This is a genomic window from Simplicispira sedimenti, assembly GCF_022760965.1.
Lineage (GTDB): Bacteria > Pseudomonadota > Gammaproteobacteria > Burkholderiales > Burkholderiaceae_C > Simplicispira > Simplicispira sedimenti.
Genome location: NZ_JAKVIJ010000004.1, coordinates 191,737 through 216,290, shown reverse-complemented (window position 1 = coordinate 216,290; position 24,554 = coordinate 191,737). Strand labels below are relative to the sequence as shown.

Here is a 24,554-nt window from a genome sequence, read left to right as displayed (position 1 = left end):
TTTCAGCCGAGTTCGGACAGCATCTTCTGCGCCCGGGCCTTCAGGTCGCCGCTGGCTTCGGCAATCACTTCTTCGATCAGTGTGCGCGCGCCGTCGCTGTCGCCAATGGTGTTGAACTCCTGGGCCAGTGCCAGCTTGGTGGCCAGCGGGTCGTCGGCCAAGTCACCGGAGGCGGTGGTGGGCTCGTCCATCGGGACAGCGGCGGTGACCTCGGAAGCTGGGGTCTTGAGATCCAGCGAAATGCTGTCGAGGTCGAAATCCATCAAGCCGGAGTCAGAGGGCACATAGGGCTTGGTGGCGGGTTTGTCCAACGCGGTGGGTTGGGTGTCGATGGCCGGCAGATCCAGAGGAACGTCCAGCGGCATATCCAGTGGGTTGACTGCTGCCGCCGGCATGGGTTGCGTGGCAGCAGGCGGCTGCCATTCTGGCGCGGCAGAGGGACTGTCGTAGTCGGGGATTTCCAGCGGCACTGGGGCGCTGTCTTCCAGCACCGGCTGCTGAGCGCTATGCGCTGCGGCAGCAAAGGCACCTGCTGGCGCCGGAGGGGCCTCGGTCAGTGCATCATCGGGAAGGTCCAGATCCAGATCCAGGTCCAGATCCGGTGGAGATGTCACGGCCGCAGCGGCGCCTGTGGCGGCAGCGACGGCGGTAGCTGCTGCAGGGCGACCACCGGGCTGGTACAACGCGTTGTCGGGGTCCAGCGTGCGGCCCAGCTCGGCCACACGGTTCCAGTCGGGACCATCGCCCTGGGTGAGTTGGTGGATCTCGCTGGCCACCGATTCCAGGGCCTTGCGGTCTTGTCGCTTGGCATAGATCTCGGCCAGCTTGGCATGGATGGAGACGCGCGTCGGGTTGTGGCGCACGGCTTCCTTGAGGATTTCCTCCGCCTGTAGATCGCGGCCATAGGCAAGGTAAACATCGGCTTCAGCCACTGGATCGACATCACCACCTGCATCCAACTGGCTGGGCGAATAGGCCATGGATGATCCACCGGTGGTGGAGTCGGTATTGGCCGTGTCCACGCGCTGGCCGCCGCTGGCGCCAAAGAAGGAATCGGGCTGCAGGCGGCTTTCCAGGAAGGAGCTGTCCATGCCAGCGCCAGCGCGGCGGCGCTGGATGACGCGCCATGCGCCAAAGCCCAGCAGCAATGCCAGCAGGCCGCCACCCGCCATGGGGATCATGGGGTCTTCCATCAACTCAGAGAAGAAGCTTGGCTCTTCCACCGGGGCAGGGGGTGGCAAGGCCACACTCGGTTTGGCAGGAGCAGAGGCGGGCTCGGACGCCGGAGCTGCGCTGGGCTCGGAGGCTGCGGCCACTGGAGCCGGAGCGGCTTCGCTCGCGGGGGCGGCAGGGACTTCTGCAGATGCAGGCGCTTCTGCTTGGGGGACTGCAGGAGCAGACGGCTCGGGCGTTGCAGCGGGGGTGGGCGGCGGCACGGGCACGGTCACACCGGGCGCACTGGCGGCAGCGGCGGGTGCGGCGCCCACCGAAGCCGATGCGGTGCCGAGCTTGTTCAGCTCGCTGATGTTTTTGGACAATTCTTCCACGCGCGCAGCAGCCTGCTGCGATTGCTTGCGCTTGGCCAGTTCTTCTTCGGTCGCCTTCTGGCCTTTGACTGCGCCCTTGGAGAGGGTGAGCTTGTCGGGGGCTGCGCTTGCAGGACGCTGGTCTTGCACCTGCGCCTGAACTGCGCCGCTGGCAGAGCGCCCGGAGGTTCCTACATCAGCAGAAGGGGCCGCACCGGCCAGCTTGCGCCGGAATTCGTTGAAATCGCGGCTCTGTGCGGCCAAGACTTGGCGAGCCTCGTCCTTGGAGATCGCGTTGGCCTGGGCCTGGCTCGGCATCTGCAAGACGGCGCCAGAGCGGATGCGATTGACATTGCCTTGAATGAACGCCTCAGGGTTGGCGCGCAACATGGCCACCAGCATTTGATCCAGCGACACATCCGCAGGGCGGTTGGCATTGGCAATGCGTCCGGCAGTGTCTCCGGGCTTGACGGTGACGGATTGTTCGCCTGCCGGTGCGGCCGCACTGGCCCCAGGCGCGCTGCGCACGGGGGCAGAACGCTGCGGGGTGGATTCCACGGGGCGTGCAGGTGCAATTTCGGGTTTGGCAGCCACCTCCACCGGCGCTTTGCGCATGGTGGGGGGATCAAACAGCATGGTGTAGCTGCGCGTCAGTCGCCCGGTGTTCCAGTTGGCATCCACCACCAGGTCCACAAACGGCTCGTTCACGGGCCGATCGCTGCTCAGGCGCAGCACCGTGGAACCGTTGGGGCGCTTCCGCATCTCAATCTGGACACGCGTGACCACGGGCGAATATTCCATGCCTTGGGCGCGGAAGGTCTCAGGGGTGGCGGTGGTGACACGCAGCGTTTCTGCTTCGGAAGAGGTGACCTGCACAAGCTCGATTTCCGCGCGCAGGGGTTCCCCCAAGGCGGACTGAACGGTGATCGGGCCCAGCGCAAGTGCCAAGGCGTTCGAGCTGTACAGACCGAACGATGCCACTGCGGCCGCCGCCAAGGCAGAGTATTTCCAACGATGCATGGTTGCCATCAACTGATTAGATTTGGTAGCTCGGTGGAGCGGACTGGTATTGGTCATGGTCATATGCCCGCTGCGCTCCAGCGTCTGAGAATGTGTAAAAGCACCTTAGCAGCAATGTTTTGCACTGACAAGCTCACGTAGTGGCGAAGCTCCGGCAGGATGCATGAACGGGGGGCAATGCCCCCCACTGTGTTGTCAGACGACAACGTGGGTAACCAGATGTTTCCTCTGGGTACCAAAAGAAAAAGCGCCGTGGGGCGCTTTTTCAAGGGGCAGATTATGCATCCAGCAAGATGCGCAGCATGCGGCGCAGCGGCTCGGCGGCGCCCCACAGCAACTGGTCGCCAATGGTGAAGGCGCCCACATATTCGGGTCCCATGGCCAGCTTGCGGATGCGGCCCACGGGGATGGTCAGTGTGCCGGTGGTCGCCACGGGGGTCAGGTCGGTGATGGTGGCTTCGCGCGTGTTGGGTACCACTTTGACCCACTGGTTGTCGGCAGCAATCATGGCCTCGATGTCTGCCACCGGCACATCCTTCTTGAGCTTGAAGGTCAGTGCCTGGCTGTGGCAGCGCATGGCGCCGATGCGCACGCAAAAACCGTCCACGGGAATGGCGCTGGTGCCGAAGCCTTCGCCCATACCCAGAATCTTGTTGGTTTCGGCCATGCCCTTCCACTCTTCACGGCTCATGCCGTTACCCAGATCCTTGTCGATCCAGGGGATGAGCGATCCGCCCAGCGGCACGCCAAAGTTGGCGGTTTCGGCGCCAGAGAGGGCGCGTTGCTTGGCGATGACCTTGCGGTCGATTTCCAGGATGGCGCTCTTGGGGTCGTCCAGCAAGGCCTTGACCTCGGCATTGAGCGTGCCAAACTGGGTCAGCAACTCGCGCATGTGCTGTGCGCCGCCACCCGATGCGGCTTGGTAGGTCTGCGTGCTCATCCATTCCACCAGACCCGCCTTGTACAGCGCGCCCACGCCCATGAGCATGCAGCTCACGGTGCAGTTGCCGCCGATCCAGTTCTTGCCACCCTTGGACAGGGCGTTCTTGATGACGGGCATGTTGACGGGGTCGAGGATGATGACCGCGTCGTCCTTCATGCGCAGGGTGGAAGCTGCATCAATCCAATGGCCATTCCAGCCCGCTGCGCGCAGCTTGGGAAATACCTCGGTGGTGTAGTCGCCGCCCTGGCAGGAGATGATGATCTCGCAGCGCTTGAGCGCGTCGATATTGAACGCGTCTTGCAGCGTGGTTTCGTTCTTGGCCTGCGCCGGGGCCTTGCCACCGGCGTTGCTGGTGGAGAAGAACAGGGGTTCGATCAGGCCGAAGTCGCCTTCAGCCTCCATGCGATCCATCAACACCGAGCCGACCATGCCGCGCCAGCCCACCAGACCTACCAACTTGCTCATTTCAACGCCCTTTCAAGTGAATATACAGTACCCGACCGGACTGTTCGCCTGGCTCGTCTGGCCAGGAGGGGCGCACGACGAACCGGGGCGGATCAGCCCTTAATGGTCGTGGTTTTGGTGATGGTTGCGCGCGCAGCCAAACCTGCCGAGGTGGCAGGAGCATTTTTCAGAGCGAACGGGTGGGCGGCAAACATTGTGGAATATTGTAATGCAAGGCAAACATAGGGCATTTGCACTGCCGCAAGAGCTTGTGGGCAATGAAAAAGCCAACCGCGGAGCGGTTGGCTTTTTGTGGCAGGTGGTGGAGCTGGCGGGAATTGAACCCGCGTCCGCAAGCCTTCTTCGGGCAGATCTACATGTTTAGCGTTCTGTTTTGAATCTCGCCATCGGTGCCGCGCAGGCGCACGCTGCATCGACGGCCAGCACCCTTGGATCTCGCCTCCTGCCAAGGTGCCCGGCAGGGTGCCAGCTGATGAAAATTCCCTTGCAGCCTGGAGGTATTGCTACCCCCTTGCCCAGCCCATCAGCGTGCTGTTGCAAGGCTCACCGGATTTAAGCGGCGAGTGCGAAACGTTCGTCGTTTGCAGTTAGTTTTTTGAACCGAGATTTACGAGCGTGATTCCAGCTCGACATGCACCACACCGATTCCGAACCCACGTCGAAACCAGGGCAGCCCCTTGGATGGGTATTTTAGGTCAGTCGCAGCAATTGCAAGAGGGCCAGTGGGGTATTTATTTCAGCGTGGGCGCCCCACCGGCGGATATCGGCTTGCGCACCCAGGTAGCCGTAGGTGGCTGCCACCGTGGGCATGCCCGCCGCATGGCCGGCCTGGATATCGCGTTCGTCGTCGCCTACGTAAAGGCATTGCTGTGGAGGTAGGTCCAGACGGGTGGCGGCCTCCAGCAGCGGAGCGGGGTGGGGCTTGGCGTGCGGGGTCGTGTCGCCACTCACCACCGTTTGGGCGCTGGCGAACAAAGGCATGGCCTGCGTCAGAGGGTTGGTGAAGCGGCTGTGTTTGTTGGTGACCACTCCCCAGGCCAGGCCGTGGTCGCGCAGGCGCTGGATCAGGTCTTCCACGCCGTGGAAGACCTGGGTGCGCTCCGTCAGACAGGCTTCGTAGTTGGCGAAGAACTCTTCCTTGAAGGCCGAAAAATCGGGGTGCTCTGGGGGCATACCGAAGGCGCAATCCAGCATTCCCCGGGCTCCAGCGCCTGCCATGGGGCGGTAGTGCTCCAGGGGCAGGGCGGGCAGGCCGCGGTCGGTGCGCATTTTGTCTGCAGCAGCGCCCAGGTCGGGGGCGCTGTCGATCAGGGTGCCGTCCAGATCGAACAGCACAGCACGGATGTGGGCAAACATGTGCTCAGGCGCTGCGGCGGGTGGCCAGCAGGTAGTTCACGCTGGTGTCGCCGCTGAGCCAGTAGCGCCGCGTGATCGGGTTGTACTGCAAGCCCTTGGTCTGCTGCAGGTCCAGCCCCGCATCGCGGCAATGGGTGGCCAGTTCGCTGGGGCGGATGAGGCGGGCGTATTCGTGCGTGCCCCTGGGCAGCATGTTGAGGACGTATTCCGCGCCCACAATCGCCAGCATGAAAGCCTTGGCGTTGCGGTTGATGGTGGAGAAGAACACCCAGCCGCCCGGCTTGACGAGTTGGGCGCAGGCGCGCACCACCGAGCCGGGGTCGGGCACGTGTTCCAGCATTTCCATGCAGGTCACGGTATCAAAGCTGCCTGGTTGCTCTGCGGCCAGGGCTTCCACGCTCACTTCGCGGTAGGTGACGCGCGGGGTCTGTGCTTCCAGTGCGTGCAACTGGGCCACGCGCAGGGACTTGGTGGCCAGGTCTATGCCCAGCACCTCCGCACCTCGGCGGGCCATGGCGTCGGACAGGATGCCCCCGCCGCAGCCCACGTCGAGCACACGTTTGCCGTGCAGTGGTGCCAGGCCGTTGATCCAGTCCAGCCGCAGGGGGTTGATTTCATGCAGGGGGCGGAACTCGCTTTCCGGGTCCCACCAGCGGTGCGCCAGATCGGAGAACTTGGCCAGTTCGGCCGGATCGACGTTGAGGGTGGTGTGGTTCATGCTCGTATTGTCCAACAGCGCGGCAACAAAAAAGCGCCCCGGAGGGCGCTTCGTTGTTTTTGCTGGCAGCGCACCCGTTTCAAACGGCGGGCAGCAGGGCTGCCCGGGCTGTGTGTGCTGTGAGTGAAAAGACTCAGGCAGCGGCCAGGGCCAGGGCCTTGACCTTTGCGGACAGGCGGCTCTTGTCGCGGGCCGCCTTGTTCTTGTGGAAAATGCCCTTGTCGGCAACGTTGTCCACCACGGACTGCATCTTGGCGAACAGTTCGGTGGCTTTGGTCTTGTCGCCTGCCAGAATGGCTTTTTCAACGTTCTTGACGGCGGTGCGGTACTTGGAACGCAGCGAGGAGTTGGCTGCGTTGAGCTTGACGTCTTGGCGCGCGCGTTTGCGGCCCGACGCCAGGCGCGGGTTCTTTTTCTTGGGCTTGGTAGATGCCATGGTAGATGTTCCTTGTGTCTGTGGATGTTGCCAGCAAAGCCGAGCATTATAGCCCACTGAGCCAAGGTGGGTGCAGGTGGCGCCGGGCCGGGTGCCGCGCACTGCGGGCGCAGCGCATACACTGTGCGCCGTGACATTGTTCAAAGCCGCTTCCACCGTCTCCTTGCTGACGCTGGCTTCCCGTGTGACGGGGCTGGTGCGCGACCTGCTCATGGCCTCGGTCTTTGGCGCCAATGCGCTGACCGACGCCTTCAACGTCGCCTTTCGCATTCCCAATTTGTTTCGGCGTTTGTTTGCCGAAGGCGCCTTCAGCCAGGCCTTCGTGCCCGTGCTCGCCGCCACCAAGACCCAGGAGGGCGAAGAAGCCACGCGCGTGCTCATTCGCAGCGTGGCAACGGCCTTGGCCTGGGCCTTGGTGCTGGCCTGCGTGTTGGGCGTGCTGGGTGCGCCGGTGCTCGTGTGGCTGCTGGCCAGCGGCCTGCGGCAAAACCCAGAGGGCTACGACGCCGCCGTGCTCATGACGCGCTGGATGTTCCCCTACATCGGCTTCATGTCCATGGTGGCACTGTCGGCCGGGGTGCTCAACACCTGGAAGCGCTTTGCCGTGCCTGCCGCCACCCCCGTGCTGCTGAATCTGTGCATGATCGTGGCCGCCTGGTGGGGCGCGCCGCTGCTGGCCGCGCGCGGGGTGGAGCCCATCTACGCCATGGCTGGCGGCGTGATGCTGGGCGGTGTGCTGCAACTGGCGGCGCAGGTGCCCGTGCTGCACCGCCTGGGCCTGCTGCCGCGCATTGGCGTGACCTGGGGCGCGGTGCGCACGGCGTGGCAGACGCGGCAGGTGCGCCGCATCCTGACGCTCATGGCGCCCGCGCTGCTGGGGGTGGGGGTGGCGCAGCTCTCGCTGATGATCAACACCCAGATCGCGTCGTACCTCGCGCCCGGCAGCGTGACCTGGCTGTTTTATGCCGACCGTCTGATGGAATTTCCCACCGCACTGCTGGGGGTGGCACTGGGCGTGGTGCTGACACCGCAGCTGGCATCGGCCAAGGCGGCGGACGACAGCGCGCGCTATTCGGCCATGCTCGACTGGGGCCTGCGCATGGTGGTGTTGCTGGCCGTGCCTTGTGCCGTGGCGCTGCTGACCTTTGCGCAGCCACTCGTGGCCACGCTGTTCCACCACGGCAAGCTGACCGATGGCGATGTGGGGCAGATCGCCGTGGCCCTGGCGGGCTATGGTGCGGGTCTGCTGGGCCTGGTCGCCATCAAGGTGCTGGCGCCGGGCTACTACGCCAGCCAGGACATCCGCACCCCGGTGAAGATTGCTGTGGTGGTGCTGGTGGTCACGCAGTTGCTCAACGTGGTGCTGGTGCCCCGGATGGCGCATGCGGGCCTGGCGCTGTCCATCGGGCTGGGGGCGCTGGTCAATGCGCTGTGGTTGCTGGTGGGCCTGATGCGGCGGGGGGCGTATGTGCCCGCGCCGGGGTGGCTGCTGTATGCGCTGCAGGTGCTGGCGGCCAGTTGCCTGATGGCGGTGCTGCTGCTGTGGGCCTCAGACCACTTTGCCTGGCTGGCCATGCGTGCCCACAGCCTGCAGCGTGCTGGCCTGCTGGCCTTGCTGGTGGTGGCGGCGGCGCTGTTGTACTTTGCCGTGCTGTGGGTGGGTGGGTTGCGCCTGCGCAGCCTGTTGCGGCGCTGAAGCGGGGGCAAAGGCATGCCGATGAAACTGGCCGTTCCCACCCCGCTGGAGTATTTCGCGTCGCTGGTGCACAGCGACGAGGGCTTTCCGCTGCTGGAGGCAGCAGCCAGCATTGCCCAGGACGAATACCCCCAGCTCGACATCCAGCAGGTGCAAAGCGAGGTGGACCATCTCGTGGCGCGCCTGCAGCGGCGCCTGGCGCAAGATGCCCCGGCCCTGCAGCGCCTGCGCATGCTCAACCAGTTTTTCTTTGCCGACCTGGGTTTTGGCGGCAACGTCAACAACTACTACGACCCCGAAAACAGCTACCTCAACGACGTGCTGCGCACGCGCCGGGGTATTCCCATCAGCCTGGGGGTGTTGTGGATGGAGCTGGCCCACGGCATTGGGCTGCAGGCCCACGGCGTGGCGTTTCCGGGGCATTTCATGGTCAAGGCGCAGGTGTCGCGGGGGCAGGTGCTCATCGACCCGTTCACCGGCCAGTCGCTCTCGCGCGAAGACCTGGTGGAGCGCCTGGTGCCTTTCCAGCACGGTGTGCCCGAGCCTTTACAGGCCGACGACCTGCCGCTGGGGCTGTTCCTTCAGCCCGCAGCACCGCGCGACATCATTGCGCGCATGCTGCGCAACCTGAAAGAACTGCACCGTTCCAACGAGGACTGGCAGCGCCTGATCGCCGTGCTCGACCGCATGATCATTCTGCTGCCCACCGACTGGCAGGAGTTGCGGGATCGGGGGCTGGCCCACGCCGCTAGTGGCCAGCATGCCCTGGCCTTGCAGGATCTGGAGGCCTACCTGGCCCATGCGGGCGACGCTGCAGACGCCCTCCAAGTGGCGGAACAGATCCGCCAACTGCGAGAAAACTAAGCAAAAACAGCACGCAGCGCCCATTTGGCAAGCGCTGAGTGCTATTTAAATGATAGCAATCAGGCGCTGGGTGCCTTGACGCAGAGCACCGGGCAGGACACGGTCATGAGCAGCTCCTGTGCCACGCTGCCCAAAATCAGCTTGCCCACGGCGGTGCGCTTGCGCAGACCGATCACGAGCACCGAAATGTCCATGGTATCGACCAGCTCGTTGATTTCTTCCACCGCATCGCGGCCGCGCACAAACTGCTTGAACTCGGCCTGCACACCCTGGGCTTCGAGCATGGCCTCGATCTGTTCCACCTCGTAGCCTGGCGCCAGCGATGTGTCCTCCTGCGAGCCTCCGGGGCCTGCGTTGACAACCAGCAGCCGCTCCTGGCGGCGCTTGGCGATTTCAATGCCTTTGTCCAATGCGGCCCGGCCTTCGGGGCGGGGTACGTAGGCGACGAGAATGGTCATGAACGGTCTCTCCTGATTTATACCTGTGTGTGATGACATGTGTGCCCGTCCCTCGGCTTGTGGTCGAGAGACGGGCTGGATGGCACGCCCTGTCGGGATGCGCCTTGCATGGTAGCGCAAGCCGGTCGGTCAGATCAGTCGCAAAGATGCCAACTCTTTTTTCAGGTAGGCATAGCACAGCGGCGCCGCCACCAGCCCGGCAGGGCCGAACACGGCCTCGGCCACAAACATCACCGACAGCAGCTCCCACACGCCCATGTGCGTGCGTCTGCCCACCACCTTGGCGTTGATGACGTATTCGGCCTTGTGGATGAGGATCAGAAAGCCCAGGCATGCCGCAGCCGCCAGCGGCGACACCGACAGCCCCACGATGGTGATGACCACGTTGCACACCAGGTTGCCCACGATGGGCACCAGCCCCGCCACAAAGGTGAAGCTGATGAGCAGCGGCGTGTAGGGCAGGCGAATGCCCCAGTACGGCAGGATGAACAGCAGGAACAGTGCGGTGAGCAAGGTGTTGAACGCCGCAATCCAGAACTGCGCCGCCACGATTTGCCGGAACGCTTCGCCAAACAGCGTGATGCGCTGTGCCAGTTCACGCGCCAGCGGGCCTTGTTGGGTGCTGCGCTGGCGCACGGCGGCCAGTGCGCCGATGATCAGGCCCACATAGGCAAACAGCAGCCCCGCCAGCCAGGCGCGGCCCGTGGTGGCCAGTGCGCCGGCCTTGGCGCCCAGGTAGTTGGCGATCACGCGCTGCACTTCGGCGGCGCCCTCGGGCAATTGCAGCGGAAAGTCGGCCGGGAGCTTGAGGCGCAATTCACGCACCGTTTGCGCCATGTACTCCAGCAGCTCGCGGTACTGCTGGGGCGCTTCGATCAGGTAGGTGCGCGAATGCGTCAGCCCCAGCCCCAGCAGCCCCAGGGGCAGCAACATCACCAGGGCCGCCGCCGCGACTTCGGCCCCACGGGGGGGCAGCGGCGGCAAGGCGCCGGGCCGCAGCCGGGTGAGCCAGCCCACCCAGGCGCGGGTCAGCAAAAAGCCCAGGCACACACACAGCAGGCCGGGCAGGAGGCCGCGCCACAGCACCAGCAGCAGTGCGGCAGCCACCAGCAGGTAGCTGGCCAGCACCACACTGCGTGGTGCTGGCGCGCTCAGCGCAGGCGTGGGTTCAGAACCGGGGGCAGGCGGGGTCTGCGCCATGGGCTGCGCAGCAGGCTCAGGCCACCACCACGGCGGCACCATCGCCGCGCGGCGCAATCGTGCCAATGGCGTACACCGACTCGCCCAAGGCGCGCAGCGTGGCTGCGGTGGCGTCGGCCTGGGCGGCATCGACCACCACCACCATGCCAATGCCGTTGTTGAAGGTGCGGTTCATTTCGATGTCATCGATACCTGCCGTCTTCTGCAGCCAGGCAAACAATTCGGTTTGCGGCCAGCTGCCCTTCTTCAGATGGGCAGCCGTGCCCTCGGGCAGCACGCGCGGGATGTTCTCCAGCAGGCCGCCACCGGTGATGTGGGCCAGGGCCTTGATGGGATGTTGGGCCAGCGCGGCCAGCACATTCTTTACGTACAGGCGGGTGGGGCGCATCACCGCATCCTTGAAGGGCATGCCATCCAGCGTGGCGGGCAGGTTGCCAGCGGCGCGCTCGATGCACTTGCGAACCAGCGAGAAGCCGTTGGAGTGCACACCATGCGAGGCCAGGCCCAGCACCACATCGCCAGGCTTCACGTCCTTTCCGGTCAGGATCTTGCTCTTTTCGACCGCACCCACGCAAAAGCCCGCCAGGTCGTATTCGCCGGCAGGGTACATGCCGGGCATCTCGGCTGTTTCGCCACCGATCAGTGCGCAGCCCGACAGCTCGCAGCCCTTGGCGATGCCACCCACCACGGCGGCGGCGGTGTCCACATCGAGCTTGCCGCAGGCAAAGTAGTCCAGGAAGAACAGCGGCTCGGCGCCCTGCACCAGCACATCGTTCACGCTCATGGCCACCAGGTCGATGCCCACCGTGTCGTGCATGTTCCACTCGAATGCCAGCTTGAGCTTGGTGCCCACGCCGTCGGTGCCGCTCACCAGCACCGGCTCCTGGTAGCGCTTGGGTACCTCAAACAGCGCGCCAAAGCCGCCAATGCCGGCCAGCACGCCCTCGCGCATGGTCTTTTTGGCCAGGGGCTTGATGCGCTCGACCAGCGCGTCGCCCGCGTCGATGTCAACGCCAGCGTCTTTGTAGGACAGGGGGGAGGGGGTCGCAGAGGTGCTCATGGGGTGCTATGGGTGCGGGAAGGCGGCCCAGGCGTGGGCCGCAAGCAGGAGATTTTAAGGGGCTCCACCGCCCGGGTGGGTGCCAGGGGCATGGTGCCGGGGTGGTGCCAGTGCGCCGCGCGCCATCAGGACCAGCACACCGCCCAGCGCCAGCAGCGCCAGAACCATGCCCGCAGAGAAGGTCGCGCGCGCACCCAGCTGGTCCCACAACAGGCCCGCCAGCGCGCTGGCCGCCAGCATGGCGACGCCGCAGACCAGGTTGAACATGCCGTAGGCCGTGCCGCGCAGGTCGGCCGGGGCGGTGTGGGCCGCCATGGCGGCCAGCAGCCCCTGCGTGGCCGCCATGTGCAGGCCCCACAGGGCCACACCCAGCCAGGCTGCGGGGCCCTGGCCGCTCCAGGCCAGCAGCGCATCGGCGGCCACCAGCGGCACCAGCCCCCAGGCCAACAGCTTGCCGTGGTCCATGCCGTCGGACAGTTTGCCCAGCGGATAGGCGCCCAGCGCATACACCAGGTTCATGGCAATTAGCACCAGCGGCGTGAACGCCAGCGGCAGGCCGTCCTGCTGCAGGCGCAGCACCAGAAAAGCCTCGCTGAAGCGCGCCAGCGTGAACACCGCACCCAGGGCGACCACACTCCAGAACGCAGTTGGCAGGCGCCGCAGGTTGTCACGGCGGATGGGGTTGGTCCGCCGCTCCTGGGGCGCGCGCTCGGGTTCCTGCACCCCCCAGGCGAGCAGCGCCACGCACAGCGCTGCGGGCACCACGGCGGCCCAGAAGACGGCGCGGATGTCGTTGGCCCACAGCAGCATCAGCAGCATGGCCAGCAGCGGCCCCAGAAAAGCGCCCACCGTGTCCAGGGACTGGCGCAGCCCAAAGGCCGCGCCGCGGGCCTCCGGGGGGGCAATGTCGGCCACCAGCGCGTCCCTGGGGGTGCCGCGTATGCCCTTGCCGACCCGGTCGATCATGCGTGCCGCCACCACCATGCCCATGCCGGTGGCCAGCGCGAACATCGGTTTGGTCAGCGCGCCCAGGCTGTAGCCCATCAGTGCCAGGGGCTTGCGCTTGCCCCACCAGTCGCTCAATGCGCCTGCAAACACCTTCACGATCAAGGCCGTGGCCTCGGCGGCGCCCTCGATCAGACCCACGGTCAACATGCTTGCGCCCAGCACGCTGACCATGAACACCGGCAGCAGGCTGTGGATCAGTTCGGAGGAGACATCCATCAGCAGACTGACGAATCCCAATACCCAAATGGCAGCCGGGAGCTTGGTGTGTGCGGGGGTGGGAGAGGGCATGGCTGCCTGAAGGCGTCTAAAATCGCGCCATTGTCGTCCATGCGTGCGACGGTATCTGCCCGCGCCGCATGCCCGGGTTATGGCCGCAGTTGCCTGTGGCTGCAGGCCCCACCCCATTCCACAGCGATGCCGCCGATCCACCTCCCGCATTTCATCCTGGCTTTCCTGGCCCTGGCCGTGCCCATGCCTCGGGGGCGCCGCGCATGAAGCAACTGGCCCTGGACATCGGTCTGGCCACCGGCCCCTCGCTGGGCAACTACTTTGCCGGGGCCAACGAGGCCGCGCTGCAGCACCTGCGCCTGTGGGTGGGGCAGGGCAGCCAGCAGGCCACGCGCGCGCCCGTGCCCACCTACCTGTGGGGCGCGCCCGGCAGCGGCAAGTCGCACCTGCTCAAGGCCGTGGCCAGCGCGCTGCGCGAGCAAGGCGCCAGCGTGGGCTGGCTGGACCCCAGCGTGCACGCACGCCCCGAATTCGATGAACGCTGGGCCGCCGTGCTGCTGGACGACGTGCACCTGTACTCCACCGCGCAGCAGGCCCTGGCGTTCAACTGGTTTGTCAACGCCACCAGCCCGGGCAGCGGCGCGCCGCGCTGGGTGTTGGCCGCAGGCAGCGTACCCCCGGCAGACCTGCCGCTGCGCGACGACCTGCGCACCCGCCTGGGCTGGGGCCATGTGTTCCAGCTCCAGGTGCTCGACGAAACCGCCCGCCGCGCCGTGCTGCGCCAGGAGGCCGACGCGCGCGGCATCTTCCTGGCCGACGAGGTGATGGACTACATGCTCAGCCGCTTCTCGCGCGACCTGGGCAGCCTGATGCAGCTGCTGGACCGGCTCGACGCCTACGCCCTGCGCGCGCAGCGTGCCATCACCATTCCGCTGCTCAAGGCCATGCTGGAAGCTGGATGAGGCACAACCCCCTGTGGCGCTGCGCGCCTTCCCCCTTCTCTCGCGCCGCTGTGCGACGCGGGAAGGGGGACGCTCCCGGCGCGGCGGGGCGGCCCTTGCGCGGGAGCACTGGCTTGGGCCGTGCCGATTGCTGCCGCTGACGGCCTAACCACACCAAGAATGAATGACTGAAACCCCGAACCATCGCCCCCGGCTGACCCTGTTCGACCTGGACCACACGCTGCTGCCGCTCGACTCCGACTACGAGTGGGGCGAGTTCACCATCCGCATCGGCTGGACCGACCCGGTGGACTTTGCCCGCCGCAATGCCGAGTTTTACGCCCACTACCAGGCCGGTACGCTGGATGTGCACGACTACGTGCGCTTTGCCACCGAAGCCGTGCGCCAGCGCGGCCCCGAGCAGGCGCGCGCCGCGCACGAACGCTTCATGCGCGAGGTGATTGCGCCCGCCATCCGGCCCGAGGCCCAGCAGCTCGTGCGCCAGCACCAGCAGGCGGGGGACAGGGTGCTCATCGTCACCGCCACCAACGAATTCGTCACCCGCCCCATCGCCCAGGCGCTGGGCGTGCAGGAGCTGCTGGCCATGCAACTGGCGCGCGACGCCAGCGGCTGGTACACCGGCGCCATCCAGGGCACGCCCACCATGCGCGAAGGCAAGGTGCAGCGCATGGAAGAATGGCTGTCTGCGCACGGCCTGCGCTGGGCCGACGTGGAAAGCACCTTCTACAGCGACTCCATGAACGACGTCCCCCTGCTGGAGCGTGTGGACCACCCCGTGGCCACCAACCCCGATGCCCGCCTGCGCGCCCTGGCGCAAGAGCGCGGCTGGCGCATCCTCGACCTGTTTTCTGCACACCCATGATCAAAACCTTCATCGACAAACTGCTGGGCAAGGCCGCCAAGGGTGGCAAAGGCGGCAAGCCGCATTTCGGCAAACGCGTAGAGGTGCCTGCAGCCCAGCACGGCATCGACCCCACGCTGGTGGATCGCCGCGCTGTGGAGGTGGTGCACACCCTCAAGCAGGCAGGCTACGAGGCCTACATCGTCGGCGGCGCCGTGCGCGACCTGCTGCTGGGCCTGCGCCCCAAGGACTTCGACGTGGCCACCAACGCCACGCCCGAGCAGGTCAAGCAACTGTTCCGCCGCGCCTTCATCATCGGCAAGCGCTTTCGCATCGTGCACGTGGTGCATGGGCGCGGGCGCGAGCACGAGGTGATCGAGGTCTCCACCTTCCGCGCCTACCTCGACAACGTGGCCGCCGAACAAGTGGGCGGCAACGAGAAAACCAGCAAGGCGCAACTGGCCGGCATGCAGCACGCCGTGGACGCATCGGGCCGCGTGCTGCGCGACAACGTCTGGGGCCCGCAGGACGAAGACGCCACGCGGCGCGACTTCACCGTCAACGCCATGTACTACGACCCCGAAACCCAGACCGTGGTGGACTACCACAAGGGCATCGAGGACGCCAAGAAAAAGCAGTTGCGCATGATTGGCGACCCCGCCCAGCGCTACCGTGAAGACCCCGTGCGCATCATCCGCGCCGTGCGCTTTGCCGCCAAGCTCAGCGGCCTGGGCTTTGCCCTGGACCCCAAGACCGCCGCGCCCCTGGCCCAGTCACAGCACCTGCTGCAAGAGGTGCCGCAAAGCCGCATGTTCGACGAAATGCTCAAGCTCCTGCAGACAGGCCACGCGCTGGCCACCGTGGAGCAACTGCGCAAGCTGGGCCTGCAGCGCGGCATCTACCCGTTGCTGGATCTGGTCGTTGAACGCGCCGACACCCCCCTGGTGCACGCCGCGCTGCAAGACACCGACCGCCGCCTGGCCGAAGGCAAGCGCGTGGCGCCCAGCTTCCTGCTCGCCTGCGTGCTCTGGCAAGACGTGCGCGAAGGCTGGCAGCGCCGCCTGGACGCGCGCGAACACGCTTTCCCCGCGCTGCAGGACGCCATCGACGAAGTCTTCAACCAGCGCATTGGTGACGTTTCTGGCCGCGGCAAGCTGGCCGCCGACATGCGCGAAATCTGGGTCATGCAGCCCCGCTTTGAAAAGCGCGTGGGCCGCATCCCCGAAAGCATGGTGGCGCAACTGCGCTTCCGCGCAGGTTTTGACTTCATGCGCCTGCGCGCCGACGTGGGCGAAGTGGACGAGGCCCTGGCCGACTGGTGGCAAAAGTTCAGCACCGCCGACGAAGACGAGCGCTACGACCTCATGGAGCAGGCGCGCGAAGAGCAAAAGGCCCGCAGCCGCCAGGCCCAGGGCACCGTGCACCGCGTGCCACCACGCACCAAGGTCGCCGACCCGCGCGGCCTGGCGCTGGACGAAGGCGCCGACAACCACGCCCCCGACGCCGACACCGCACCGCCGCCCGAAGGCAGCGCCCCCAAAAAACGCCGCCGTCGTCGCCGCAAACCCGGCGGCGCCGCAGGCGGCAGCGCCCCCGCTGCCGACGCGTGAGCACGCCCGCAAACCCGCCCCCCGCATCGCAGGCGGGCACACCAGCCCCCGCAGTGCACGCCTGGGTCGGCCTGGGCGCCAACCTGGGTGATGCCGCCGCCGCCCTGCGCCAGGCCCTACAGGCCCTGGCCCACACCCCAGGCATCTGCCTGCTGCGCACCTCGTCGCTGTACCGCAGCGCGCCGGTCGATGCCCACGGCCCCGACTACCTCAACGCCGTGGCCGAAATCGCCACCACCCTCAGCCCCCACGACCTGCTCGCCGCCCTGCAAGCCCTGGAGCACGCTGCCGGGCGCGAACGCCCCTACCGCAACGCCCCGCGCACGCTGGACCTGGACCTGCTGCTGTACGGCACCCAGCACATCACCACCCCCGACCTCACCGTGCCCCACCCCCGCATGTTCGAGCGCGCCTTCGTCCTGCAGCCCCTGGCCGAACTGGCGCCCCAGCACGTGCCCGCGCAGGCGCTGCAGGCCGTGCAGGGGCAGGTGATGGAGCGGTGCCAGGGGGCGGGGTGGGCAGATGGATGTGGAGTGTCTGCGGAAATTTGATGAAAAATCGACCGCATCGCACGCCTAGTAAGCGCAAGTAGCTATAAAAATAATAGCAAAATTGGGCCGCCGACCCTGTGCCCGCGTTGGGCAACACGACCCCAAAGCAGCAGTTCAGCCGCTAATTGCTGCGCGACAGTTCTGAGTACGCGATCCTTGTCTGGTTGCGAGCTATAGTTTGCCTCGTTGGCGCCTGCCAGGTTTTGCGGAGTTTTTATGCCTGATTGTTTGAACAGGCCATCCCTGAAACCTATGCTGCAAGCCGCTTCCGGGAGAAATCAGTGTCCAGAATATCCCGCGCGATCCAGTTTATGCTGCGGTTTTGCGGGATAAATTATGTTAGGTATCCAAGAAGGGAGACTCGAATGAGTATATTTAGCTGGTTTACTGACTTGTTTAGCTCAAAATCTGTTTCATCATCTATTGCTGATGGCATCAGTTCGAGTGCCGGAATCGATTCGTTTGGAATAAACTCGCTTGATGATTTTGCGATAAACCCCGCAAATGGCCTACCGATGGTGGATGGTACTGGGGGTGTAGACGTCGAAGGAAATCCTTACGGCACTGACTTTTCGCATGATCATTTAAGTTCTTCGGGCATCGACGATAGTTGGTCATCCAGTTCTTCCTCTAGTTTTGATGACACATGGAGTTCTGGCTCCAGTGACGGATTTTTGGATTGGTGAGCAGTAATGAAGTGGAAAGCATTGGCTGTAATCGGATGGATAATAATCGTATTCGGGTTTCTCTACGTTCTTTCCCTTGCTTATGAACAACAGAAAACGTTCACCTTATTTGTTTTCTTGGCATTCTCGGGGAACATGGCGTACGACGTCACAAAGACCCTTATCAGCTTACACCCGTTATACCGATCAGACTGGGCCGCATTATGCAGGAAAGGATTATGGTCGGTAATCCTTGTGGTGCTTTCTTTTGGTGGTATCGCGTTGGATATATTTTCCGTATTGCCAGCTCACCTAGGTTTACTCATGTGGCTGATTTTTTACATATGGGCAATGTTCCGCCTCTCTGAAATGGAGGCTCACTTCCGGCGTATGCGGAGCAACGGCATCGCCTAACAAACATATATGGACTCCCCCACAACAGCAAGAGCCTGACCGATTGGTGACCAGAGGGTAAAACACCTGCAGTCGTATATCCGGCATCTGTAGTGGGATCGTGAATGTCCCGTGCCGACATGGAATTTGCGGCACCGCGTCGCCATACGTTGCAAGCGGCAGGCAAGCTGCCGGAAGAGTTATCGGCGTCGTGCGGTGTGGGAGGAGCCCGATGGGCCATGAGGGTCGATCAAACTCTTGATTTCATAGCTGCCAGCGCCCATCCCATAAGCGCCAGAGCCCAGTTTCCTTCAGAAAATCAGCGCGGATGCTTGTCCGCCTCCGAGGTAAACGCATCGGCGTAGAACTCCTCCGGCGGCAGGCCGCGCTGGGCGGTGTAGGCGGTGCGGGCGGAATCGACCACGATGGGGGCGCCGCAGGCATACACCTGGTGGCCCGAGAGGTCGGCAAAGTCGTCCAGCACGGCCTGGTGCACAAAGCCGGTGCGGCCGTTCCAGGCGTCTTCGGGCTGGGCGTCGGACACCACGGGCACGTAGTGCAGTTGGGGCATGTGGGCGGCCTGCTCGCGCACCCAGTCGTCCAGGTACAGGTCGGCCGGGCGGCGGCCGCCCCAGTAGAAGTGCGTGGGCCGGGTGATGCCCTTGTGGCGCAGGTGCTCGATGATGGCCTTGATGGGCGCAAAGCCCGTGCCCGAGGCCAGCAGCACGATGGGCTTGTCGGAGTCTTCGCGCAGGTAGAAGCCCCCAAACGGGCCTTCGATGCGCAGGATTTCCTTCTCCTTCATGGCGCCGAACACATGGTCGGTGAAGCGCCCGCCGGGCATGTGGCGGATGTGCAGCTCGATGCCGGGGGCCTGCGCCTGCGTGTGCGGTGCGTTGGCCATGGAGTAGGCCCTGCGCGCGCCGTCACGCAGCACAAACTCCACGTACTGCCCCGCGTGGTAGCGGAAGGTATCGGCCGCAGGCAGTTGCAGTTGCAGTTGCATCACATCGGCAGAGCGGCGCTGCAGCGTGCTCACGCGCACGGGCAGCTTTTTGATGGGGAAGGCGCTTTCGTCGGTGACCTGGCGCGATTCGAGCACCACCGGCGTCTGTGCCACGCCGCAGCAGGTCAGCACCCAGCCTGCGGCTTCTTCGTCGGCGCTCAGGGCCTTGTCCTGGTGTGTGCCGTGCACCACGGTGCCCTCCAGCATCTTGCACTTGCACGAGCCACAGGCGCCGTCCTTGCAGCCGTAGGGCAGGCCCACGCCGGCGCGGATGGCGGCGGCCAGGATGGTTTCGCCCGGCTGGGCTTCAAAGCTGCGGCCGCTGGGCTGCACGGTGACGGTGTGGGGCAGGGCGGGGGTGGGCGCTGCGGTGGTCATGTTTTGGTTATCCTCGCGGGGGTCGAACACGGCAATGCCCTGGATTGTGCCCGCAGTGTTTACCCCTTTTGCGCGCCGGGCCGATGGCTGGCGCGGCGCACCTTTGAGAGCCCTTGCATGAGTTCTGCCTCCCCCGCCTGCAACCTGGGCGCGCTGCCTGCGCGCTTTCGCCGTGCGCGTGTGCTCATCGTCGGCTGTGGCGACGTGGGCCTGCGTGTGGCGCAGGCCTTGCGCGCCAGCGCCACGGGGCGCTCGCCGGTGCGTGTGCTGGCGCTCACCTCCAGCCCCGAGCGCGCGCCCGCCCTGCGTGCCCAGGGTATCACGCCGCTGCTGGGCAACCTGGACCATGCCGCCAGCCTGCGCCGACTGTCCGGCCTGGCCACGCAGGTGCTGCACCTGGCGCCCCCGCCCGGCCAGGGCGAGCGGGACCCGCGCACCCAGGCCCTGGTGCGGGCGCTGCGCTTGCGCTGCCCGCCTGCGGCGCTGGTGTATGCGTCCACCAGCGGGGTGTATGGCGACTGCGGCGGCGCCTGGGTGACCGAAACCCGCGCCCTGGCCCCCGCCACCGCCCGTGCCCGCCGCCGGGTGGATGCCGAGCGCCTGGTGCGTTTTGCGGGCCGCAGCGGCCTGCGCGCCAGCATTCTGCGCGTGCCCGGCATCTACGCCCCCAATCGCGAGGGCGGCACGCCCGAAGCGCGCCTGCGCCGCGGCACGCCCGTGCTGGTGCCTGCCGACGACGTGTACACCAACCACATCCACGCCGACGACCTGGCCCGCGCCTGCGTGGCGGCGCTGTGGCGCGGCGCCCCCCAGCGCGTGTATCACGCCAGTGATGACAGCGACTTGCGCATGGGCGACTACTTTGACCTGGCCGCCGACCTGTATGGCCTGCCCCGCCCGCCGCGCATTACCCGCGCCCAGGCCCAGACCGACATTGCCCCCATGCTGCTGAGCTTCATGAGCGAATCGCGCCGCATGGACAACACCCGCCTGCACCGCGAACTGCGCGTGCGCCTTTGCTACCCCACGGTGGTGCAGGGGCTGCGCTCCTGATCAGCACGGCGCACGGCCGCCCGCAGAACGGCAGGTGCCGTCCGGCCCGGGCAGGCGCCCTGGGCCTGCCCGGGGGTAGCCCTTGCCCTGGTCGTCAAAGCACTGGAATTCGGAGCAGTGCGTGAGCCGGGGCCGGGGCGGCGGCAGGGTGGGCCGGGGGCGTGCCGTGGGCACGACCACAACCTGCGGGCGCTGGGCACGGGCTCTTTCCATCTCTGCGTAGCCCTCGGGGCCCAGGCAGTCCAGGTCCATCTGGCGCTGGGCGGCTTCCAGGCCGGGTTGCAGCACCATGGGTTCGCGGGTCTGGGCTTCGTTCAGCGTCTGCCATTGGCGGCGCGAAGCCTGGCATTGGGGGGACTGGGCATAGTTGGGGCGCGGTGCCGGGGGGCGTTCCAGCAGTTCGCGCTGGCGCTGTGCTTGCAGGCGGGCGGTTTCGGCCTCCTGGCGGGTTCTTTCCAGCTCTAGGCGCTGCTGTTTGCGCTCCAGGGCCTCGGCGGCCTGGGCGCGTTCCTGGGCCAGTTCTTCGGCGCTTTTGCGCGCCTGCACTTCGCGGGCTTTATCGCCGCCGGAGCATTCGCCGTCGGTGTAGGTGACCTGGCCGGTGCGCGGGTCCTGGCAACGCACCACCTGGGCCTGTGCGCTGGCCGCCAGCAGGCCAGTGCACAGCACCCAGCGCAGGATGACGTGGGCGCGGAGCATGGTGGTGCGTGGATGCGCTGTCAGGGCATGCTCTCGGAACTGGGCAGGCACTGGCCGGTCTTGGGGTTGTAGCGGTCGTAGTCGCAGCGCCCTGGGTTGGGCCGCACGGGGCGCTCGCGGTCGCGCCGGTCGCGTTCTCGGGCTTCGCGCTCACGGCGTTCACGGTCGCGATCCCGTGCCTCGCGGTCATGCCGTTCGCGTTCGCGGGCTTCGCGCTCGCGTTCGCGCTGTTCGCGTTCACGGTCGCGGGCCCAGCGGTCGCGGTCGCGCTGTTCGCGTTCCCAGCGTTCACGATCGCGGCGCTCGCGTTCCCAGCGCTCGCGTTCACGTTCGGATTGGCGCCAGTCGGGGGCGGGGTAGGCCGGGTACACGGGCTGCACGCCGGGGCTGTGGATGATGACCGGGTCTGACGGGTACGGGTAGGGACGGGTCGGGTAGCCCGGACCGTCGCTGTAATAGGGCTCGCCGGTGCTGACGCAGCCCGAAGCCAGCAGCGCCAGCGAGCCCAGGGCCAGCCAGCGTGCATAGGGGGGAATGTGTTTCATGGGGTGTGCTTTCAGGCAAGCGGAGGGCCTGCCAAACATTGACGCGCCAGCCATCCCTGCGGTTGACCTGAGGGGATGGGGCCAGCGCCGTCCAAGGCGTATGGTGCGCCCTATCGCCTGCCCGCGCAAGGGTGCGGCCCATGGTTGGTTTTGCAACCATTTTGTCCATTTTGGTGGGCGGGTGCTTTGCACAATGGCACGTCGCATTCCTGAGGAAACCTTGCCATGACCGTTGCCCTTGCCCCGGACTGGAACATCGCCCCGCTCAACGGCCTCTCGCAGGTCAAGGGCCGGACGGACGCCACGCTGTCGGAGGCGCCCATCCACCGCTTCCTGCTCGATACCGTGCAGCGCTTCGCCGACCGGCCCGCCGTGGTCTTCCGTGAACAGGGTGTGCGCTGGACCTGGGCGCAGTTCCAGGCCGAGGTGGACGCGCTGGCAGCGGGCTTCATCGCGCTGGGCCTGCGCGTGGGCGACCGCGTGGGCATCTGGTCGCCCAACCGTGTCGAGTGGCTGGTGACGCAGTTCGCCACGGCGCGCGCGGGGCTGGTGCTGGTCAACATCAACCCGGCCTACCGCATCGCAGAGCTGGAATACGCGCTCAACCTCTCGGGCTGCCGCGCCCTCGTCACGGCCGAACAGCTCAAGACCTCGAAATACCTGGAGATGCTGCAGCGCCTGGCACCCGAGCTGGCCACCTGCGCGCCGGGTGCCCTCAAGGCCGCGCGCATGCCCGCGCTGGAGATGGTGATCCGCATGGGCACCGACCGCACCCCCGGCATGCTCAACTACGACGACGTGCTGGCCAGCGGCCGCGCCCGCGCGGACCGTGCTGCGCTGGATGCCCTGGGCGCTGGCCTCTCGTGCCACGACGCCATCAACATCCAGTTCACCAGCGGCACCACGGGCAACCCCAAGGGCGCCACGCTCACGCACCACAACGTGGTGAACAACGCGCGCTTCATCGCCCAGGCCATGGACTTCACCGAGAACGACAGCCTGTGCATCCCCGTGCCGCTGTACCACTGCTTCGGCATGGTGCTGGCCGTGTTGGCCTGCGTCTCCACGGGCGCCGCCATGGTGTTCCCGGGCGAGTCGTTCGACCCCGTGGCCACGCTGCAGGCCGTGAGCGAGGAGCGCTGCACCGCGCTGCACGGCGTGCCCACCATGTTCATCGCCGAGCTGGACCACCCGCGCTTTGCAGAGTTCGACCTCTCGCGCCTGCGCACCGGCATCATGGCCGGCTCGCCGTGCCCCATCGAGACCATGAAGCGCGTGATCGCCGAGATGCACCTCTCCGAGATCACCATCGCCTACGGCATGACGGAAACCTCGCCGGTGTCGTTCCAAAGCTCCACCACCGATCCGCTGGAGCGCCGCGTCTCCACCGTGGGCCGCATCCAGCCCATGCTGGAGGCCAAGGTGGTCGATGCCGAGGGCCAGGTGCTGCCCGTGGGCGAGAAGGGCGAACTGCTGGTGCGCGGCTACTCCGTGATGCAGGGTTACTGGGGTGACGCCGAGCGCACGCGCGAGGCCGTGCGCGACTGCTGGATGCATACCGGCGACCTGGCCACCATCGACGCCGAGGGCTACTGCAACATCGTCGGCCGCGCCAAGGACATGCTGATCCGCGGCGGCGAGAACGTCTACCCGCGCGAGATCGAGGAATTCCTGTTCCGCCACCCCAAGGTGCAGTCGGTGCAGGTGTTCGGCGTGCCCGACGCCAAGTACGGCGAGGAAATCTGCGCCTGGATCGTGCCCAAGCCCGGCCAGACCTGCACCGAGGACGAGGTGCGCGACTTCTGCCGCGACCAGATCGCCCACTACAAGGTGCCGCGCTACATCCGCTTCGTGGACGACATGCCCATGACCATCACCGGCAAGGTGCAGAAGTTCGTCATGCGCGAGCGCATGATGGCCGAGCTGGGCCTGCAGGAAGCCAAGACGGCGTGACCTAGCGGGCGCGCAGCCCCTGCACCAGCGCGCCCAGGGCAATGCCGCCCAGCGCCCACAGCAGCGTCCAGTTGCCCGTGCCCAGGCCCGCAATGGCGGGCCCAGGGCACACGCCGCACAGCCCCCAGCCCACGCCAAACAGCGCTGCGCCCACGGCGGTGTCACGGTTCCAGGCGCTGGGGTGGGCATGAAAGCTGCCGCCCAGCAGCGGGCGTGCCCGCAGGCGCGGCGCCAGCTTGTAGGCCAGCAGCGTCACCACCACGGCGCCGCCCATCACCAGCATCAGGCCAAAGTCCTGAAAGCGCAAAAAGCCGAGCACGACCTCGGGCCGCACCATGGTCGAGAGTGCCAGGCCGAAGCCGAACAGGGCGCCCGCCGCCAGCACGGCCACAAAGCGCGATAGAGACATGCCTTGCGCGCTCATGCCAGCCACCATGCCACGATGTTGGCTGTCAGAAAGGCCGTACCCATGAAGGTCAGCACCGCCAGCAGCGACGGCCACTGCAGCGAGCCCAGCCCGCAGATGCCGTGGCCCGACGTGCAGCCATTGCCCAGCCGGGCGCCGTAGCCCACCAGAAAGCCGCCCGCCAGCAGTTGCCACACCGGAATGCTGGTGGACTGCGGTGCGCCATCGGCAAAGCCCAGCCACCACAACAGCGCGCCCAGAATGAGGCCCAGTGCATAGACCAGGCGCCAGCCGCGTGAATCGGTAAAGCGCGCCTGCTGGAAGAACGGCCGCTGCACCACGAACGACCAGGTGGACGAAAACACCGTGCTCATGCCGCCGATCAGGCCGGTGAAGACAAACAGCAGCGCCACCGCGCTGCCGATGAGCAGCCCGCCCAGCAGGTAGTGCTGCCAGCCGAAGGGAAAGAGGGAAAGGGTCAGGTTCATGGAATTTGCTGCGGGTCTGAAATCCG

At 66.1% G+C, this 24,554-nt stretch carries 23 protein-coding genes and 1 other RNA gene; 9 read left to right on the top strand and 15 right to left on the bottom strand.

Going from position 1 to position 24,554, the window contains the following annotated elements; translation table 11 throughout:
* Window positions 1–2 precede the first annotated feature (2 nt).
* From MJ602_RS06635 to rpsT, 6 genes are all read right to left on the bottom strand, one after another.
* Window positions 3–2,546 (bottom strand): motility hub landmark protein FimV, encoded by a 2,544-nt coding sequence (locus MJ602_RS06635; protein WP_243020065.1) that lies wholly within the window; start codon window positions 2,544–2,546, stop codon window positions 3–5.
* Between the two features lie 277 nt (window positions 2,547–2,823).
* Window positions 2,824–3,954 carry an aspartate-semialdehyde dehydrogenase gene (gene asd / locus MJ602_RS06630; protein WP_243020064.1) on the bottom strand — a complete coding sequence of 377 codons (1,131 nt, stop codon included), beginning with the start codon at window positions 3,952–3,954 and terminating at the stop codon, window positions 2,824–2,826.
* 299 nt (window positions 3,955–4,253) lie between these two features.
* Window positions 4,254–4,631: a transfer-messenger RNA gene (gene ssrA / locus MJ602_RS06625) on the bottom strand.
* A 13-nt stretch (window positions 4,632–4,644) separates the two neighbouring features.
* Window positions 4,645–5,310: a phosphoglycolate phosphatase gene (gene gph / locus MJ602_RS06620; RefSeq protein WP_243020063.1), complete on the bottom strand. Its 666-nt coding sequence runs from the start codon at window positions 5,308–5,310 to the stop codon at window positions 4,645–4,647.
* Between the two features lie 4 nt (window positions 5,311–5,314).
* Window positions 5,315–6,028 carry a bifunctional 2-polyprenyl-6-hydroxyphenol methylase/3-demethylubiquinol 3-O-methyltransferase UbiG gene (gene ubiG, locus MJ602_RS06615; RefSeq protein ID WP_243020062.1) on the bottom strand — a complete coding sequence of 238 codons (714 nt, stop codon included), beginning with the start codon at window positions 6,026–6,028 and terminating at the stop codon, window positions 5,315–5,317.
* Window positions 6,029–6,161: 133 nt separating this feature from the next.
* Window positions 6,162–6,464 (bottom strand): 30S ribosomal protein S20, encoded by a 303-nt coding sequence (gene rpsT / locus MJ602_RS06610; RefSeq protein ID WP_162015420.1) that lies wholly within the window; start codon window positions 6,462–6,464, stop codon window positions 6,162–6,164.
* 130 nt (window positions 6,465–6,594) lie between these two features.
* On the opposite strand from rpsT, the gene murJ reads away from it, so the two are divergent.
* Both murJ and MJ602_RS06600 read left to right on the top strand, forming a co-directional pair.
* On the top strand, window positions 6,595–8,160 hold the full coding sequence (gene murJ, locus MJ602_RS06605; protein ID WP_243020061.1) for a murein biosynthesis integral membrane protein MurJ: 1,566 nt from the start codon (window positions 6,595–6,597) through the stop codon (window positions 8,158–8,160).
* A 15-nt stretch (window positions 8,161–8,175) separates the two neighbouring features.
* Entirely contained in the window at window positions 8,176–9,024 is an 849-nt protein-coding gene (locus tag MJ602_RS06600; protein WP_243020060.1) for a SirB1 family protein, read from the top strand.
* A gap of 59 nt (window positions 9,025–9,083) precedes the next feature.
* Here MJ602_RS06600 and MJ602_RS06595 read toward each other — a convergent pair whose 3' ends face one another.
* From MJ602_RS06595 to MJ602_RS06580, 4 genes are all read right to left on the bottom strand, one after another.
* Window positions 9,084–9,482: a universal stress protein gene (locus MJ602_RS06595; protein ID WP_162015423.1), complete on the bottom strand. Its 399-nt coding sequence runs from the start codon at window positions 9,480–9,482 to the stop codon at window positions 9,084–9,086.
* A gap of 129 nt (window positions 9,483–9,611) precedes the next feature.
* On the bottom strand, window positions 9,612–10,682 hold the full coding sequence (locus tag MJ602_RS06590; RefSeq protein WP_162015424.1) for an AI-2E family transporter: 1,071 nt from the start codon (window positions 10,680–10,682) through the stop codon (window positions 9,612–9,614).
* Between the two features lie 16 nt (window positions 10,683–10,698).
* Window positions 10,699–11,742, bottom strand: coding sequence for a phosphoribosylformylglycinamidine cyclo-ligase (purM, locus tag MJ602_RS06585; protein ID WP_243020059.1), 1,044 nt, complete (start codon window positions 11,740–11,742; stop codon window positions 10,699–10,701).
* Between the two features lie 54 nt (window positions 11,743–11,796).
* The gene (locus MJ602_RS06580; protein WP_243020058.1) at window positions 11,797–13,038 is read right to left on the bottom strand and encodes an MFS transporter; all 1,242 of its coding nucleotides are present in this window, start codon (window positions 13,036–13,038) and stop codon (window positions 11,797–11,799) included.
* Between the two features lie 203 nt (window positions 13,039–13,241).
* Between MJ602_RS06580 and hda the strand changes: the two genes are divergently transcribed.
* From hda to MJ602_RS06555, 5 genes are all read left to right on the top strand, one after another.
* The gene (gene hda, locus MJ602_RS06575) at window positions 13,242–13,940 is read left to right on the top strand and encodes a DnaA regulatory inactivator Hda (RefSeq protein ID WP_243020057.1); all 699 of its coding nucleotides are present in this window, start codon (window positions 13,242–13,244) and stop codon (window positions 13,938–13,940) included.
* A 163-nt stretch (window positions 13,941–14,103) separates the two neighbouring features.
* Complete coding sequence (locus MJ602_RS06570) at window positions 14,104–14,802, top strand: histidinol-phosphatase (protein ID WP_243020056.1); 699 nt, start codon at window positions 14,104–14,106, stop codon at window positions 14,800–14,802.
* Entirely contained in the window at window positions 14,799–16,391 is a 1,593-nt protein-coding gene (pcnB, locus tag MJ602_RS06565; RefSeq protein ID WP_243020055.1) for a polynucleotide adenylyltransferase PcnB, read from the top strand. Before MJ602_RS06570 ends, pcnB begins: the two co-directional genes overlap by 4 nt.
* Window positions 16,388–16,942: a 2-amino-4-hydroxy-6-hydroxymethyldihydropteridine diphosphokinase gene (gene folK / locus MJ602_RS06560; RefSeq protein ID WP_243020054.1), complete on the top strand. Its 555-nt coding sequence runs from the start codon at window positions 16,388–16,390 to the stop codon at window positions 16,940–16,942. The genes pcnB and folK overlap by 4 nt, the downstream gene beginning before the upstream one ends.
* Window positions 16,943–17,307: 365 nt before the next feature.
* Complete coding sequence (locus MJ602_RS06555) at window positions 17,308–17,628, top strand: hypothetical protein (protein WP_243020053.1); 321 nt, start codon at window positions 17,308–17,310, stop codon at window positions 17,626–17,628.
* Window positions 17,629–18,319: 691 nt separating this feature from the next.
* Here the strand turns inward: MJ602_RS06555 and MJ602_RS06550 are convergent.
* Window positions 18,320–19,384, bottom strand: a complete 1,065-nt coding sequence (locus MJ602_RS06550) for a CDP-6-deoxy-delta-3,4-glucoseen reductase (RefSeq protein ID WP_243020052.1) — start codon at window positions 19,382–19,384, stop codon at window positions 18,320–18,322.
* Window positions 19,385–19,501: 117 nt separating this feature from the next.
* Here MJ602_RS06550 and MJ602_RS06545 point away from each other — a divergent pair, with 117 nt between their 5' ends.
* Entirely contained in the window at window positions 19,502–20,437 is a 936-nt protein-coding gene (locus tag MJ602_RS06545) for an NAD-dependent epimerase/dehydratase family protein (RefSeq protein WP_243020051.1), read from the top strand.
* Here the strand turns inward: MJ602_RS06545 and MJ602_RS06540 are convergent, their stop codons facing one another.
* Window positions 20,438–21,136 (bottom strand): DUF4124 domain-containing protein, encoded by a 699-nt coding sequence (locus MJ602_RS06540; RefSeq protein WP_243020050.1) that lies wholly within the window; start codon window positions 21,134–21,136, stop codon window positions 20,438–20,440.
* A 20-nt stretch (window positions 21,137–21,156) separates the two neighbouring features.
* Window positions 21,157–21,681, bottom strand: a complete 525-nt coding sequence (locus MJ602_RS06535) for a hypothetical protein (RefSeq protein ID WP_197904971.1) — start codon at window positions 21,679–21,681, stop codon at window positions 21,157–21,159.
* A 225-nt stretch (window positions 21,682–21,906) separates the two neighbouring features.
* On the opposite strand from MJ602_RS06535, the gene MJ602_RS06530 reads away from it, so the two are divergent.
* Window positions 21,907–23,634, top strand: a complete 1,728-nt coding sequence (locus tag MJ602_RS06530; protein ID WP_243020049.1) for an AMP-binding protein — start codon at window positions 21,907–21,909, stop codon at window positions 23,632–23,634.
* Between the two features lies 1 nt (window position 23,635).
* Here the strand turns inward: MJ602_RS06530 and MJ602_RS06525 are convergent, their stop codons facing one another.
* Both MJ602_RS06525 and MJ602_RS06520 read right to left on the bottom strand, forming a co-directional pair.
* Window positions 23,636–24,043: a DUF6691 family protein gene (locus MJ602_RS06525; protein ID WP_243020048.1), complete on the bottom strand. Its 408-nt coding sequence runs from the start codon at window positions 24,041–24,043 to the stop codon at window positions 23,636–23,638.
* A gap of 11 nt (window positions 24,044–24,054) precedes the next feature.
* Window positions 24,055–24,528 (bottom strand): YeeE/YedE family protein, encoded by a 474-nt coding sequence (locus tag MJ602_RS06520; protein ID WP_243020047.1) that lies wholly within the window; start codon window positions 24,526–24,528, stop codon window positions 24,055–24,057.
* Window positions 24,529–24,554 lie beyond the last annotated feature (26 nt).

Bases quoted from the DNA above. Each gene is read 5' to 3' on its own strand.
- MJ602_RS06635 (WP_243020065.1), bottom strand. From the start codon at position 2,546: ATGCATCGTTGGAAATACTCTGCCTTGGCGGCGGCCGCAGTGGCATCG.
- asd (WP_243020064.1), bottom strand. From the start codon at position 3,954: ATGAGCAAGTTGGTAGGTCTGGTGGGCTGGCGCGGCATGGTCGGCTCG.
- gph (WP_243020063.1), bottom strand. From the start codon at position 5,310: ATGTTTGCCCACATCCGTGCTGTGCTGTTCGATCTGGACGGCACCCTG.
- ubiG (WP_243020062.1), bottom strand. From the start codon at position 6,028: ATGAACCACACCACCCTCAACGTCGATCCGGCCGAACTGGCCAAGTTC.
- rpsT (WP_162015420.1), bottom strand. From the start codon at position 6,464: ATGGCATCTACCAAGCCCAAGAAAAAGAACCCGCGCCTGGCGTCGGGC.
- MJ602_RS06600 (WP_243020060.1), top strand. From the start codon at position 8,176: ATGCCGATGAAACTGGCCGTTCCCACCCCGCTGGAGTATTTCGCGTCG.
- MJ602_RS06595 (WP_162015423.1), bottom strand. From the start codon at position 9,482: ATGACCATTCTCGTCGCCTACGTACCCCGCCCCGAAGGCCGGGCCGCA.
- MJ602_RS06590 (WP_162015424.1), bottom strand. From the start codon at position 10,682: ATGGCGCAGACCCCGCCTGCCCCCGGTTCTGAACCCACGCCTGCGCTG.
- purM (WP_243020059.1), bottom strand. From the start codon at position 11,742: ATGAGCACCTCTGCGACCCCCTCCCCCCTGTCCTACAAAGACGCTGGC.
- MJ602_RS06580 (WP_243020058.1), bottom strand. From the start codon at position 13,038: ATGCCCTCTCCCACCCCCGCACACACCAAGCTCCCGGCTGCCATTTGG.
- hda (WP_243020057.1), top strand. From the start codon at position 13,242: ATGAAGCAACTGGCCCTGGACATCGGTCTGGCCACCGGCCCCTCGCTG.
- MJ602_RS06570 (WP_243020056.1), top strand. From the start codon at position 14,104: ATGACTGAAACCCCGAACCATCGCCCCCGGCTGACCCTGTTCGACCTG.
- pcnB (WP_243020055.1), top strand. From the start codon at position 14,799: ATGATCAAAACCTTCATCGACAAACTGCTGGGCAAGGCCGCCAAGGGT.
- MJ602_RS06555 (WP_243020053.1), top strand. From the start codon at position 17,308: ATGAGTATATTTAGCTGGTTTACTGACTTGTTTAGCTCAAAATCTGTT.
- MJ602_RS06550 (WP_243020052.1), bottom strand. From the start codon at position 19,384: ATGACCACCGCAGCGCCCACCCCCGCCCTGCCCCACACCGTCACCGTG.
- MJ602_RS06545 (WP_243020051.1), top strand. From the start codon at position 19,502: ATGAGTTCTGCCTCCCCCGCCTGCAACCTGGGCGCGCTGCCTGCGCGC.
- MJ602_RS06540 (WP_243020050.1), bottom strand. From the start codon at position 21,136: ATGCTCCGCGCCCACGTCATCCTGCGCTGGGTGCTGTGCACTGGCCTG.
- MJ602_RS06535 (WP_197904971.1), bottom strand. From the start codon at position 21,681: ATGAAACACATTCCCCCCTATGCACGCTGGCTGGCCCTGGGCTCGCTG.
- MJ602_RS06530 (WP_243020049.1), top strand. From the start codon at position 21,907: ATGACCGTTGCCCTTGCCCCGGACTGGAACATCGCCCCGCTCAACGGC.
- MJ602_RS06525 (WP_243020048.1), bottom strand. From the start codon at position 24,043: ATGTCTCTATCGCGCTTTGTGGCCGTGCTGGCGGCGGGCGCCCTGTTC.
- MJ602_RS06520 (WP_243020047.1), bottom strand. From the start codon at position 24,528: ATGAACCTGACCCTTTCCCTCTTTCCCTTCGGCTGGCAGCACTACCTG.